This window comes from uncultured Microbacterium sp., assembly GCF_947489255.1.
Classification (GTDB): Bacteria; Actinomycetota; Actinomycetes; order Actinomycetales; family Microbacteriaceae; genus Microbacterium; species Microbacterium phycohabitans.
The window spans coordinates 727095-739774 of the sequence record NZ_CANLCY010000001.1; the positions used below are offsets into that span (position 1 = coordinate 727095).

At 71.0% G+C, this 12680-nt stretch carries 13 protein-coding genes; 5 read left to right on the plus strand and 8 right to left on the minus strand.

Going from position 1 to position 12680, the window contains the following annotated elements; genetic code table 11:
• Positions 1–62: 62 nt before the first annotated feature.
• Positions 63–1175 (plus strand): SseB family protein, encoded by a 1113-nt coding sequence (locus Q0818_RS03505; RefSeq protein ID WP_298871454.1) that lies wholly within the window; start codon positions 63–65, stop codon positions 1173–1175.
• Positions 1176–1253: 78 nt separating this feature from the next.
• On the opposite strand, the gene Q0818_RS03510 is transcribed toward Q0818_RS03505, so the two are convergent.
• The gene (locus tag Q0818_RS03510) at positions 1254–1880 is read right to left on the minus strand and encodes a DUF1684 domain-containing protein (RefSeq protein WP_298871457.1); all 627 of its coding nucleotides are present in this window, start codon (positions 1878–1880) and stop codon (positions 1254–1256) included.
• Positions 1881–2037: 157 nt separating this feature from the next.
• On the opposite strand from Q0818_RS03510, the gene ligD reads away from it, so the two are divergent.
• Positions 2038–3063: a non-homologous end-joining DNA ligase gene (gene ligD, locus Q0818_RS03515; RefSeq protein WP_298871461.1), complete on the plus strand. Its 1026-nt coding sequence runs from the start codon at positions 2038–2040 to the stop codon at positions 3061–3063.
• Between the two features lie 60 nt (positions 3064–3123).
• Here ligD and Q0818_RS03520 read toward each other — a convergent pair whose 3' ends face one another.
• From Q0818_RS03520 to Q0818_RS03530, 3 genes are all read right to left on the minus strand, one after another.
• Complete coding sequence (locus Q0818_RS03520; protein ID WP_298871463.1) at positions 3124–4167, minus strand: ATP-dependent DNA ligase; 1044 nt, start codon at positions 4165–4167, stop codon at positions 3124–3126.
• A 5-nt stretch (positions 4168–4172) separates the two neighbouring features.
• Complete coding sequence (locus tag Q0818_RS03525; protein WP_298871465.1) at positions 4173–5345, minus strand: AI-2E family transporter; 1173 nt, start codon at positions 5343–5345, stop codon at positions 4173–4175.
• Between the two features lie 102 nt (positions 5346–5447).
• Positions 5448–6707, minus strand: a complete 1260-nt coding sequence (locus Q0818_RS03530) for an acyl-CoA dehydrogenase family protein (RefSeq protein WP_298871467.1) — start codon at positions 6705–6707, stop codon at positions 5448–5450.
• A gap of 133 nt (positions 6708–6840) precedes the next feature.
• Between Q0818_RS03530 and Q0818_RS03535 the strand changes: the two genes are divergently transcribed.
• The gene (locus Q0818_RS03535) at positions 6841–7383 is read left to right on the plus strand and encodes a YbaK/EbsC family protein (protein ID WP_298871470.1); all 543 of its coding nucleotides are present in this window, start codon (positions 6841–6843) and stop codon (positions 7381–7383) included.
• 21 nt (positions 7384–7404) lie between these two features.
• Here Q0818_RS03535 and Q0818_RS03540 read toward each other — a convergent pair whose 3' ends face one another.
• Both Q0818_RS03540 and Q0818_RS03545 read right to left on the minus strand, forming a co-directional pair.
• Complete coding sequence (locus tag Q0818_RS03540) at positions 7405–8073, minus strand: TetR/AcrR family transcriptional regulator (protein ID WP_298871472.1); 669 nt, start codon at positions 8071–8073, stop codon at positions 7405–7407.
• Positions 8074–8082: 9 nt separating this feature from the next.
• Positions 8083–8244 (minus strand): hypothetical protein, encoded by a 162-nt coding sequence (locus Q0818_RS03545; RefSeq protein ID WP_298871475.1) that lies wholly within the window; start codon positions 8242–8244, stop codon positions 8083–8085.
• Between the two features lie 116 nt (positions 8245–8360).
• Here Q0818_RS03545 and Q0818_RS03550 point away from each other — a divergent pair, with 116 nt between their 5' ends.
• Together Q0818_RS03550 and Q0818_RS03555 are read left to right on the plus strand one after the other, a co-directional pair.
• Positions 8361–9845: an FAD-dependent oxidoreductase gene (locus Q0818_RS03550; protein ID WP_298871478.1), complete on the plus strand. Its 1485-nt coding sequence runs from the start codon at positions 8361–8363 to the stop codon at positions 9843–9845.
• A gap of 547 nt (positions 9846–10392) precedes the next feature.
• Entirely contained in the window at positions 10393–10704 is a 312-nt protein-coding gene (locus Q0818_RS03555) for a hypothetical protein (protein WP_298871481.1), read from the plus strand.
• Positions 10705–11089: 385 nt separating this feature from the next.
• Here Q0818_RS03555 and Q0818_RS03560 read toward each other — a convergent pair whose 3' ends face one another.
• Both Q0818_RS03560 and Q0818_RS03565 read right to left on the minus strand, forming a co-directional pair.
• Positions 11090–11842, minus strand: a complete 753-nt coding sequence (locus tag Q0818_RS03560; RefSeq protein WP_298871484.1) for a GAF and ANTAR domain-containing protein — start codon at positions 11840–11842, stop codon at positions 11090–11092.
• 29 nt (positions 11843–11871) lie between these two features.
• A complete protein-coding gene (locus tag Q0818_RS03565) occupies positions 11872–12510 on the minus strand; it encodes an ANTAR domain-containing protein (protein WP_298871487.1) in 639 nt (212 codons plus the stop codon).
• Positions 12511–12680 lie beyond the last annotated feature (170 nt).

A 12680-nucleotide genomic window follows, 5' to 3' on the forward strand; every position in this document is an offset into this window, starting at 1 on the left:
GCCCGCGCCCGCCGCCGCCCCGCCGGGCCCCGGCGCCCGAGCCGCCCGGATAGGCTGGCGGAATGGCTCTCTTCTCGCGCCGCAAGAAGTCCGACTCCGACGACGCATCGGTCGACCGGCCCGACACCACGATCGAACCGGGCGAACAGCCCGTCGACCCCTCCGGCCCGAGCGACGCCGCTCCCGCCGCCGACACGACCCCCGAGGCCTCGGCCGAGGCGGCGCCGACGGTCGGCATCTCGATGTCGTCGTTCCGCGGCGTGGGCGCCGGTCCCGAGCCTGCGCCGTCGCTGACGAACGCGCCGCCGGTGGCCGCTCGTCCCTCCGCCCGCCAGCCCGGTCCGATGGAGGCCCCCGAGGCCCCCGAGACCGTGCAGGGCCTGCGCGACAACGCGCTGCTGGGCAACGCCCTCGCCGAGATCTCCGGGCAGCCCGAGCCGGCGCAGTTGCTGAACGTCGCCCGTCAGCTCCTGCAGGGGCACGTGTTCCTGCGCGTCAAGGGCGATGCCCGCGCGCTGCTGGCCGAGGGCAAGGACCTCCCGCTGGCTGTCGCCAACCGCGGCGACGAGCAGCTCGTGCTCGCCTACAGCGGCGGCCTGGCGCTCCGCGCGAGCGTCGAGGCCGACGGCGACCACGACACCTCCGCGATGGGCCAGCCCGTGATGGCGCTGCTGCGGCACGTCCTGTCGGGCCCGTACGCCGGCATCGTGCTCGACCCGGCATCCGGAGACAATCGCGCCGTGCTGCCCAAGGCCCTCCTCGAGCGCATGGTGGCCGAGGTCGACCCCGAGCTGCGCATCAAGACCGCCCTGTGCGAGACGCGCACCGACGAGACGGTCTCCACGGTCGTGGACGCGATCATCGCCGAAGCTCCGATGTGGATCGCCGTCAACCGCACCGAGGAGGGCGGCCCCATCGGTGTCGCCGAATCGCGTTCGGCCGCGGGGGAGCGCTTCCTCGAAGTGTTCACCCACCCCCTCGAGCTCCTCGCCCTGGGCCGCGGCGACCAGCCGCTGCCGATCTCGCGCGCGCAGCTGTCGAAGGCGCTGGCGAGCGACCCCGCGCTCACCGGCATCCTGATCGATCCGGCCGGACCGTGGATCCGCCTCACCCGCGCGGAACTCGCCCCCGTGATCGACCTCGCCGAAAAGGATGCCGCTGCCGCGGAGTCCTGAGCGTCCGACGACAGCGGGCCGCCCCCACCAGGGGAGCGGCCCGCTGTCGTTTCTCAGGGATGCCGTGCGGCTCGGCTCTCAGACCCCGTACAGCTCGCCGACCGGAACCGCCACCGGCAGCACGTTGCCGGCGGGGGCGAGCGGGCACGCCCACATCGGGTCGTAGGCGCACGACGGGTTGTAGGCGAAGTTGAAGTCGATGACGAGCGTGTCGGGGGCGGACCCACGGCCGAGGTCGGCGCCCTTGATGGTGTCGAGCAGGTAGCGTCCGCCGCCGTACGTGCCGCCCGGACGCCCCGCGGCCGCGTCGCGCACGGGGACGAACAGTCCGCCGCCGTAGGAGGTCAGCCGCCACACGTCGAGCGAGCCGGTGTCGGGCAGCTCGACCCGCCCGATGCGTTCGAAGCCGACCTCACCGTCCGTTCCGGTGGTGGCGACGAACGACGCCTCCTCGGCGTCGAGCAGCGGGACCTCGAAGCGCCACGCCGCGTCGTAGGGGGCGAGGGGGAGTCCGACGAACCCCTCGCGCTGCTCCGGGAGCAGCGGTGTCGCGGGGTGGTCGGCGAACAGCGCGTCGCGCTCGATGCGCCAGAGCTCGTGGGCTTCTTCGGGATCGTCGGCCTCGCGCACGGCGTCGTAGAGCGCGAACACGCGGCGGCGCCAGTCGGCGATGTCGAGGGCGGTGCGGGCGGCGGCGGTGGTCATGTCTCGAGCGTAGGCGGGGACGGGATGCCGGGGCTCGGGGTGGACACGGATCCCCCCGGCTACTCCGACACCGCTACGGGGCAGACAGGGATCCCCCCGCTGCCCCGACACCGCAACGGGGCAGACACGACGCCCGCACGCGCGTTAGCGTCGGCACATGGCATCCCCTCGCATCACGCTGACCGTGCCGGGCCCCGACGGCGACCGCGAGGTTGGTATCTCGAACCCCGATCGCGTGCTGTGGCCCGACGTCGGGATCACCAAGCGCGAGCTCGCGGAATACCTCATCGCGGTCGGCGATCCCTTCATCGCGGCGAACGGGCATCGGCCGGTGTCGCTCGAGCGCTTTCCCGAGGGCGTGGGCGGCGAGGCGTTCTTCTCGAAGAACCCGCCGAAGGGCGCGCCGGCCTTCGTCGAGGCGGTGACGGTGACCTACAACAGCGGGCGACGGCATCCGCAGCTCTTCCTCGGCGAGATCGCCTCGGCCGTGTGGGCGGCGCAGATGAACACGATCGTGTTTCACCCGTGGGCTTCGCTCGCCACCGACCCCGACCACCCCGTCGAGCTGCGCATCGACCTCGACCCGCAGCCGGGCACCGGCATCGCCGAGGCGGTGACGGCCGCGCACGAACTGCGGGTCGTGCTGCGCGAGGCGGGTCTCGAACCGTGGATCAAGACCAGCGGCAACCGCGGCCTGCACGTGTTCTGCCCGATCGAACCGACGCACGAGTTCCTCGACGTACGGCACGCCGTCATCGCCGCGGCGCGAGAGCTCGAGAGACGGATGCCGGATGCCGTGACCACCAGCTGGTGGAAGGAGGAGCGCGGGCAGCGCATCTTCGTCGACTTCAACCAGGCGAACCGCGACCGCACGATGGCGGGCGCCTACTCGCCGCGCGCACTGCCCACGGCGACGGTGTCGACCCCGGTGACCTGGGACGAACTCGACGGCCTCGACCCGCTCGCGTTCACCGTGCGTTCGGTGCCGGAGCGGTTGGCATCCGTCGGGGATCCATGGGAGGACTTCGCCTCGCAGCCCGGACGCATCGACACGCTGCTGGAGTGGTGGCAGCGCGACGTCGAGAACGGGCTCGGCGAGCTGCCGTTCCCGCCCGAGTTCCCCAAGATGCCGGGGGAGCCGCCGCGCGTGCAGCCGTCGCGGGCGAAGACGCCGGCGGAGTGAGCCGCATCCCCCGGCAGTGCGGGCGCCTGCGGCGGCGCGGTCGAGGGGCGGGCGCCCGCGTCAGTCCAGCACGTCTCCGAGGTCGTACGAACTCACCGCGTCGAGCTGCGCGAAGGTGCACGAGCGAGCCTCGCGGTCGGGACGCCAGCGCTCGAACTGCACCGTGTGGCGGAAGCGCATGCCCTCGAGCTGGTCGTAGCGCACCTCGAGCACCCGCTCGGGGCGCAGGCGCACGAACGACACGTCCTTCGATGCCGAGAAGCGCGAGCGGTCGGTCTCGCCCGTGACGGCGGCACCCTCGTCATCGCGCTCGACGTACGGCTCGAGCTCGTCGATCAGCTCACGACGACGCTTGTCGGTGAAGGCCGAGGCGCCCCCGACGCCGTGCAGTCGGCCGTCGTCGTCGTACAGACCGAGCAGCAGCGACCCGACTCCCTCGCCGGACTTGTGGATGCGGTACCCGAGCAGCACCACGTCGGCGGTGCGGGCGTGCTTGATCTTGAACATCGTGCGCTTGTTCGGCGCGTAGGGCTGCGCGAGGGGCTTGGCGATCACGCCGTCGAGACCGGCACCCTCGAACTCGGCGAGCCATCGGCGCGCGAGGTCGGGGTCGTCGGTGGTGCGCGTGACGTGCACGGGGTGGGGCACGGCGCCCAACAGGTCGACGAGTTGCGCGCGGCGCTCCGAGAACGGCTCGCCCTGCAGGTCGCGGTCGCCGCGAGCGAGGAGATCGAAGGCGATGAACATCGCCGGGGTCTGTTCGGCGAGCATGTTCACTCGGGACGCCGCCGGGTGGATGCGCTGCGACAGCGACTCCCAGTCCAGCCTCTGGGCGCCCGGTTCGCCGCGCGCGACGACGACCTCGCCGTCGATGAGGCACGGCTCGGGCAGAACGCGTGCGAACGCCTCGACGAGCTCGGGGAAGTAACGGGTGAGGGGCTTGGCGCCCCGGCTGCCGATCTCGACGTCGGTCCCGTCCCACGACACCAGCGCGCGGAAGCCGTCCCACTTGGGCTCGTAGCTGAACCCACCCGCGACCTTCTCGTGCTCGGGCACTGTGGGGACGGACTTCGCCAGCATCGGCGCGGGGATGTCGTACGGCACGGCCGTCAGCTCTCTCCGCCCGCCAGGGGCACGGGGTCTTTGCGCTTCTTGCGACGCGCCCACTCGGCCGGCTTGTCGGGGCCGTTCCACACGGTGATGATCCCCCACACGACGGCGGTCAGCGGGACGGCGAGCAGGGTGCCGAGGATGCCGCCGATCGCGGTGCCGCCGGCGAGCACGACCAGCACGACGAACGAGTGCAGCTTCATCGACCGGCCCATGAGGACCGGCTGGAGGAAGTTGCCCTCGAGCTGGTTGACGACGACCACGATGCCCACGACCACCAGGGCGATCACCCAGCCGTTGGTCACGAGAGCGACGAGGGCCGCCAGGATGCCGGCGGTCACGGCGCCGACGATCGGGATGAAGGCGAGCAGGAAGACGAGGACCGCGAGGGGCAGCGCGAGGGGAACCTGCAGGACCGCGAGGCCGATGCCGATGCCGATCGCGTCGACGGCCGCGACGGACGCGGTGCCTCGGACGTACGACCCGAGCACCGTGACCGTCTTGTCGCCGATGCGGCGTGCGCGGTCGTAGTCGCTGCCGTGGAAGGGGCGCAGCACGAACTCCCACATGCGCGGGCCGTCTTTGAGGAAGAAGAAGAGGATGACGACCATCAGCACGAAGCCCGTGACGAACGACGCGACCGCGCTCACGCCCGCGAGGGCGCCGGTACCGAACTGGGCGCTCGTGACGAAGTCGGTGATGCCCTGCACGGCCTGGTCGACCTGCTCGGGCGAGATCGCGAACGGGAGCGTGTGGTACCAGTCCTGGGCCTTCTGGAAGCCCTCGACGGCCTGCGTGCTGAGGGTGTCCCACTGGTTGATCACGGCGTTGACGACGAGCCATCCGAGGCCGGCGAGCACGACGACCACCGCGAGCAGGGTGAGCAGCGTGGCGATCACGGCGGGCACGCCCTTGCGGCGCATCCACATGGTGACGGGGCCGAAGGCGGAGGCGAAGATGAGCGCGAGGATCAGGGGGATGATCACCAGCGTCACCTGCTGGATGCCCCAGATGACACCCGCGACGAGCGCGACGACGATGATGATCTGCACCGCGCGGACGGCGAGGCGCCCGAAGCCATCGGCCCACAGGCTCTTGGGGGGCGTCTGCACGGTCTCGGCGACGGCTTCGATTGCGCGACGCGGAGCGGGGTGACGAGAGAAGAGGCCCATGCGACGACGTTAGCGGGAGGGCCCGACATCGCCGGCGCGGCTTGCGCGGGTCCGGCCCGCCGGTTAGGGCCCCGTCCGCGGCTCCGGTCCCGGCATCCGGGATCAGACGAACGCGCTCATGCCGGTGATGTCGCGGCCGAGCAGGAGGGCCTGCACGCTCTCGGTGCCTTCGTAGGTGTGGATCGCCTCGATGTCGGCCATGTGCTGCATGACGCCGTTCTCGAGCAGGATGCCGTTGCCACCGAGCAGGTCGCGGGCGATCGCCGCCACCCGGCGCGCCGCGCGGGTGTTGTGGTACTTCGCGAGCGACGCCTGGGTGGGCCGCAGGCCGCCCGAGGTCTCGAGGTCGGCGAGGCGGCGGCAGTAGAGCTGCATCGCGGTGAGTTCGTCGAGCATCTGCGCGAGGCGCTCCTGCACCATCTGGAACTTCGCGAGGGGCTTGCCGAACTGCATGCGCTCTGTGGCATACGTCCGTGCGATCTCGTAGCAGGCGGTCGCGTGACCGAGCGCCGACCACGCGACACCCGACCGCGTGGCGAAGAGCACCACCGAGGCGTCCTTGAACGTGTGGGTGCCGGGCAGCACGGCATCCGCGGGAAGACGCACGTCGTCCATCGCGATGTGCGCCTGGTGGATGCCGCGCAGCGACACCTTCCCGGTGATGACGGTGCCCGTGTAGCCCGGGGTGTCCTGCTCGACGAGGAAGCAGCGCACGTTGCCGTGGTCGTCGCCGCCCTCGTCGTCGACGCGGGCCCAGACGAAGGTGATGCCGCCGGAGGCGCCGTTGCCGATCCACTTCTTGGTTCCGCTGAGCGACCATCCACCGGTCCCTGAGCCTGTCGAAGGGACCCAGGTGGCCGTGGTCTCGAGCGAGACGGAGTCGGAGCCGTGGTCGGGTTCGGTGAGGGCGAAGGCGCCGAGCACGGTGCCGTCGGCGAGGGGCTTCAGCCATCGCTGCTGCTGCTCGGGCGAGCCGTAGAACGCCAGCGTCCGCAGCGCCAGGCCGCCCTGCACCGCGAGGGCGGTGGCGAGGGAGCCGTCGTGGCGCGAGATCTCCATGTTGACCAGGCCGGCCGCCAGGGGAGAGGTGTGCGGGAGCTCGGGGTGCTCGATGCCGTCGGTGAACAGCTCGAGCTCGCCCATGCGCTTCACGAGGTCGATCGGGTAGGCCGCGGCATCCCATTCGCCCTGCATGCGCGTGCCGACCTCGTCGGCGAACGCCTTGGCGGTGTCCCAGATCGCGCGGTCGGCGTCGGGGATGTCGGCGAACACCGCGTAGTAGTCGGTGTCGCGGCGGTCGAGGAGGTCGTAGTGGGCGACGCGCTCGCCGGGCAGCGTACGGGCATCGGCATCGATGGTCATGGTTCCCAGTATCACGCAGGTTGGTACTTGGTGTCACCGTCTGTCGTGGTGCGGTCGATTTTTCTTGATGCGAGATCGGTGGGACATCAATGCTCCAGGCGGCAGCGGGGTGCCGAGCAGATATGGTCGTCGCGTGAGTTCGCTGGTCTTCCTCCCCGCCGCCGACCATCCCGAGCTGCTCGCGGCGCCGGTCGCGGCTGCGATCGACCGCCTGCCCGCCGACGTCGCGGCGCGCATCGAGGTCGCCGCCGTCGATGCCGCGCTCGCCGACACCGTCGCGTTCTGCGAGGCATACGGCCAGAGCCTCGACATCTCAGCCAATTGCCTCGTGGTGCAGGGCAGTCGCGGCGCCGACATCCGCACCGCCGCCTGCCTCGCCGTGGCCACCACGCGGCTCGACGTCAACGGCGTCGTGCGCAAACTCCTCGACGCACGGAAGGCGACGTTCGCCCCGATGGATGCCGCTGTCGTCGAGACAGGGATGCAGTACGGGGGCATCACGCCACTCGGCATCCCGTCCGAGTGGCGTCTTCTGCTGGACGCCCGGGTGGCCGCACTACCGCGGGCCATCGTCGGCGCCGGGATCCGTGGCGCAAAGCTGTTCCTGCCGGGCGAGGTACTCGCATCCCTTCCCTCGGCAGAAGTCGTCGACGGACTCGCCAAACCGGTTGCGTGAGCGGCGGCGCCGCTCCGCGGGTCAGTCGCCGAGCGACGCGCGCAAGCGCCGCGTCACCTCGGCGGCGGGCATGCGCCGGGGGAAGGCCGCGACGATGAGGTCGTCGCCGGCCGCGTCGTCGCCGTCGGGGTGCACGCCGTAGCGGCGCAGCACGTCGTCGAGAGCGCGGCGCAGGACGGATGCCGGCACCCGGGCCCCGCGCATGAGACGTCGCAGCACGTGGTTGTGCACGGCCGTCACCAGGGCCGCGAAACCGACGGCGTCCAGGGGGTCGAGGCCGGGCAGTGCCCCGCGCAGGTACTCGTCGAAGAGGCGCTCGTAACGGAAAACGGTCACGATCTCGCGGTCGCGGAGGCCCGGGATCTCACGCACGATGACGTATCGGCGGCGGGCCAGCTCGGGATCCGCGGCGAAGTGCCGGAACACCCGCACCGACGCCTCGCACACGGCCGCCCACGGGTCGTCGTGATGCTGCGCGAGGTACGCCCGCGTCTCGGCGAGGAGCACCTCGTGGTCGGCGAACACCACGTCTTCCTTGCCGCCGAACTGACGGAAGAAGGTCGAACGCGACACCCCCGCGGCCTGCGCGATCTGCTCGACGGAGGTCTGGTCGTACCCGTGCTCGACGAAGAGGTCGATGGCGGCGGCGACCACGGCCGTGCGGCTCGGAGGGGGAGGGGCGTCGCTCACGTGATGAGCCTAGGCGTCGGAGGCCGGGGAGTCGCCGATGCGGGGGGAACGCGCGTCGCGGCCGTGAGCGTCGAGCTCGTCGCGCACCGCTTTACGGACGACCCCGTAGATCGCGGAGAGGAAGACGGCGGCGATGACGACGAGGAAGACGAGCGAGGTGAGCGGGTCCATCGGTCCACGCTGCCATAGCTGCGCCGCCGGGTGCACCCTCTCGGTGCGGCTAACCGAAACCACCGTCGGGGGCAAGTGGATGCCGGGATGCCGACCCCCGCGGTGGGATGGAGCGCATGACCTCCCCGCTGTGGTTCCGTGACCAGCCGCCCGTCGAGGGCACGCCGTTCGAGCCCGGAACGCACCACGACGTCGTGATCGTGGGTGCCGGGATCACCGGCCTGTCCACCGCCGTGATGCTCGCCGAGGCGGGCGTCGACGTCGCCGTCGTCGACGCCGGCCCCGTCGGGCGCGGCGCGACCGGGGCGTCGGTGGGCATGGCATCCCTGCTGCAGGGGACGACCCTCGCGACCCTGCGTCGGCACCACCCGGCGAGCCTCGTGCGGGCGTACGTGGATGCCAACCGCGCCGGGCAGGAGTGGCTCGCCGAGCGAGCCGTCGGTGCCGCCGATCGCCGTACGGCGTTCACCTTCGGGCGGGGTCTCGCCACCGACCCGGCGCTCGACGCGGTCCGCGACGCGGCACGGGAGGCGGGACTCCCGGTGCGCGAAGACGCCCCCGACGACCTCGGCGGACGCACCCCCGTGCGCGCCCTCGCCCTCGACGACCAGCTGGCCCTCGACCCCGCGCTGCTGACGGCCTCCCTCGCCCGCGCGGCGGTCGACGCAGGAGCCGCGCTGCACACCGGCGTGCGCGTCACCGACGTGCACGCGCTGCCCTCCGGCCGTGTCGACACCGACCGCGGCCCCCTCTCGGGCGACACGGTCGTGCTCGCCACCGGCACGCCCATCACCCGCCGCGGCCTGTACGACCTCAAGACCCGCGCGCTGCGCTCGTGGGCGATCGCCTTCGAGCTCGAAGGGGATGCCGAAGCCCCCGGCGGCATGTGGAGCGAGGTCGGCGCCGACGGACGCAGCGTCGTGGCGGCGCCGTCGTCGCTCGGGCGGTCGGTGCTGCTGGTGACCGGGGCGCGGCATCCGGTCGGGTCGGCGAGGTCGGAGGTCGCGCTCGCCGAGGGTCTCGCCGCGTGGGCCCGCCGCACGCTGCCGGTCGGGGCGGAGATCGCCCGCTGGTCGGGTCAGGACTATCAGTCGCACAACCTCGTGCCCTTCATCGGGGGGATGCCGCGGGGCCTCGGTCGTCTGCGCTTCGCCACCGGCTACGCGGGCTGGGGCCTGACGAACGCCCCGGCGGCGGCGATGCGGCTGACCGACGAGATCCGCGGGGTGAGTCGGGGTGACCGGCCGCAGTGGATGCGCACCATCGGCACGCGCATGACCGTGCCCGCCGACCTCGGCCGCGGGATCGGCGAGGCCACCCGCCGCGTCGGCATCGCCGCCTCGGCCCTGACGAACGCGGCTCCGGCGCCGGTGAAGCGGCCGGCGGAGGGGGCAGGCCTGGTGGCCCGCCAAGGCCTGCGCACCGCCGCCGTGTCGACGGTCGACGGACGCACGCGCGCCGTCACCGCGCCCGCGCCGCTGACGTGGAACGACGCGGAGCGGTCGTGGGACAGCCCCGTCGACGGCTCGCGCTACGACGCCGACGGCACGCGGCTCGAGGGCTCGGCATCGGCCGATCTGGGCGTGTCCGCTCGGAGCTGAGGGAGCGGAGTTCTCCGGCCGGGCGGGTCAGCTCTTCGCGCCGGTGAGCAAGAGCGCTCCGCCGAGGCCGACCCTGGCTCTAGGAGGTCGTCGACGTGTCGTGCATCGCATGGGCGCTGCGATCCGCGATCGCCCCGGTCGGCCGTGCCGCCCTCTCTCTCCCACACTCGGAACACGGACTCGAGGTCGAGCATCGTTATCAGCGCGGATGATCGGAAGGGCGGGCGGCGCCCGTGCGTGCACCCCTCGTGGACGACGATGAGGTCGTCCGACGGGGCTGATCGACCTCGTGGACGAATCAGCCGACACGCACCTCGGGCGAGGCGGCGAGAGCTCGGCGAGCCCGCGACGCGACGCACTACCCGGGCGCGAAGGCGTCTGAGGTCACGGGAGATTTCGCAACTGCACTTCCCCGACACTCGTAAACGCGCTTTGCTGGCAGCGTCGAAGGTGAGTTAGTGGGCTGCCGTCACGGTCGTCAGATCCGTCCGTCGCGGCCGACTGCGACCTCCGAGGACCGTCCGTACGCGCTACAGGAGGTTTATCGATGGACGACACCCCTTACCCCACCGTCACCGCCGAGCAATTCGAAGCGGCATACGAGCAGGCGGCGACAGCTCTGGCCGCGTACGTCGCCGCACGAGACCGAGCGCGTCTGGCGGAACAGGATCTGGCTGAAGTGAGACTGCGCAATGCCACCGCTCGCGCCGCCGATCTGCGGGCCCGATGGGAACGCGCGGAGGCGGATCTCGAGGCGCTCCGATGCGACTTCGAGGCTCCGCCGACCTGCCGCTGCGTATCGAGACTCGGACACGCCGGCGACCACGAGCCTCCGACCGGGATGCGGCTCGTGGTCTGAGCGCGCACCAGCGGGCCAGACGCAACAGTGCACCGCTTCGGATTGCGCGAGCCGTCCGACTCTTCTCCGCGTTGAGGGAGACCGTTCGTGCTCGTCGTTCCTGGATTCAGCGGGGGTCCGCGGGATTCGGTCGAGACGATCTCGGCGCCCCGCCGAGCGGGTGTGTCACGGTATCGATCTCGATCGCCGCATGGTGGTGCCTCTGAGGGGAGGGAGACGTAGGGGACCCTCCGTCATCGTCCCAGTGTTCGGCGGCGGTCTCGTCGTCGTGGCCCGCATCGATCCCGTCCATGATCGGACTCTACGCCGGGGGTCGAGTGGGCGATAGACGCCTCTCGAGCACGGCCCGCGCCGACCCGGAACGCCCAGCACCGCTCGACCCCGATCAGATCGTCGGGGCGTCGTTCGCCTCGTCAGGCCTGACCCGTCGACGAGTCGCAGCGGCGATGACTTCTCTCGCCGTGTCCGACAGGTTCTGCTGGTTGCTGCGCGCTCGCTCGCGAAGCTGGTGGAAGGCGGCATCCATGTCGATGGCGTGAATGTGCGCCAGGATCCCCTTCGCCTGTTCGATGACGACTCGGCTGTCCAGCGCGTGCTGCAACTGCCGCCGTGCGACGTCGGCTTCGCGGAATGCCCGTTCGTGAAGGATCCCGATGGTGGCGATGTCGGCCAGCCCGCGAGCAGCCATCGCATCGTCCGCCGTCAGCGCCTCGGGCTGATCGCCGAAGAGGTTCAGCGAACCGATGACGTCGTCACGGAGTCGAAGCGGGATGGCGTGCATCCAGCGATAGCCCAGCTCACCGGCCGCAGTCGCGAAACGCGGCCATCGTTCGCGGATGCCCTCGATATCGTGGACGGTCACTTGCTGACCGGAGAAATACGCGTCCAGGCACGGCCCCTGATCCTCGCTCAATTGGAGGAGGCTGATGAGTTGACTGCGTTCACTGGTGGAGGCGACGACCTCCAGCGTCCCGTCGGCATCCGGAATGAGGATGCCGACGCCCGCCACGTCCAAGGTCCGGGCGCATCGCGTCACCAGCCGGTGGAGAAGGTCCACGACGTCGTAACCGGTGACCAGGGTGTCCGCCAGTTCGACGAACGTCTCGACGAGTTCCTTCTCCCGCGATGCATTCGTCATAGGGGCAATGTACTTTCCTTCGAACCGGGTCACGCGGAGAAATCGATCTCGCGCCGGATGATCGCTTCCGCGATGTCGGACACCGTCCTGCCCGTGGCGAAGGCGTGGGCTCGGATGACGACGAACGCGTCATCCGAGGGGATGCCGAGCTGGGCCATCACCATGCCGGTCGCCTGATGTATCGATCTCTTCGGAGACCCTGCGGGAGGAGACGAGGCGCCGAGATTGCTCAGAAGATGGTCGACGACGCGCACGGCCGCGATATCCGCCATGGCCCACGCCGCCTCCACCTCGCGCGAGTCCAGGGCGTGGGTGCGCGTGGCATACAGGTCGACGACTCCGACGTCCACGGCCCCCACGGACATGGGGAACGCGTACGCCGAACGCACCGCAAACGACTCCGCTGCATCCACGAAGGCCGGCCACGAGAAGTCCTCGCCGTGCCGCAGGTCGGGCAACAGCGCCGGAGTGCCCGTGGCTTTCGCGTGCCAACACGGGCCCGCGCCACCGTCGAGTTGTATCCGCTCCAGCTCGGCCGCAACGGCATCGCTGGCGCAGACCGTCTCCAGTTCGAACGGCTCGCCGAGCGTCGAGATCGCCGCGTGCTCCACCGGCAGGGTCGACACGAACCATTCGCACAACGACGTATAGAGCGGGAATTCCAACATGATGCTCCAGACCTAGGGACAAGGCAGCGACCTAGGTCTAGGGAACGCCTCACCTCACTCTAGGCCGTCCCCGCTCACCCGCGTGGGAAATGCAGACGGACGAAATGACGGTCTTGATTCGGGGCGTCGATCCTCGTACCGTTGCGCTCAGCTGCCCCAGACCCCGGCGC

Bases quoted from the DNA above. Each gene is read 5' to 3' on its own strand.
- Q0818_RS03525 (WP_298871465.1), bottom strand. From the start codon at position 5,345: ATGGGCCTCTTCTCTCGTCACCCCGCTCCGCGTCGCGCAATCGAAGCC.
- Q0818_RS03560 (WP_298871484.1), bottom strand. From the start codon at position 11,842: ATGACGAATGCATCGCGGGAGAAGGAACTCGTCGAGACGTTCGTCGAA.
- Q0818_RS03530 (WP_298871467.1), bottom strand. From the start codon at position 6,707: ATGACCATCGATGCCGATGCCCGTACGCTGCCCGGCGAGCGCGTCGCC.
- Q0818_RS03565 (WP_298871487.1), bottom strand. From the start codon at position 12,510: ATGTTGGAATTCCCGCTCTATACGTCGTTGTGCGAATGGTTCGTGTCG.
- Q0818_RS03555 (WP_298871481.1), top strand. From the start codon at position 10,393: ATGGACGACACCCCTTACCCCACCGTCACCGCCGAGCAATTCGAAGCG.
- Q0818_RS03545 (WP_298871475.1), bottom strand. From the start codon at position 8,244: ATGGACCCGCTCACCTCGCTCGTCTTCCTCGTCGTCATCGCCGCCGTC.
- Q0818_RS03550 (WP_298871478.1), top strand. From the start codon at position 8,361: ATGACCTCCCCGCTGTGGTTCCGTGACCAGCCGCCCGTCGAGGGCACG.
- Q0818_RS03510 (WP_298871457.1), bottom strand. From the start codon at position 1,880: ATGACCACCGCCGCCGCCCGCACCGCCCTCGACATCGCCGACTGGCGC.
- Q0818_RS03505 (WP_298871454.1), top strand. From the start codon at position 63: ATGGCTCTCTTCTCGCGCCGCAAGAAGTCCGACTCCGACGACGCATCG.
- ligD (WP_298871461.1), top strand. From the start codon at position 2,038: ATGGCATCCCCTCGCATCACGCTGACCGTGCCGGGCCCCGACGGCGAC.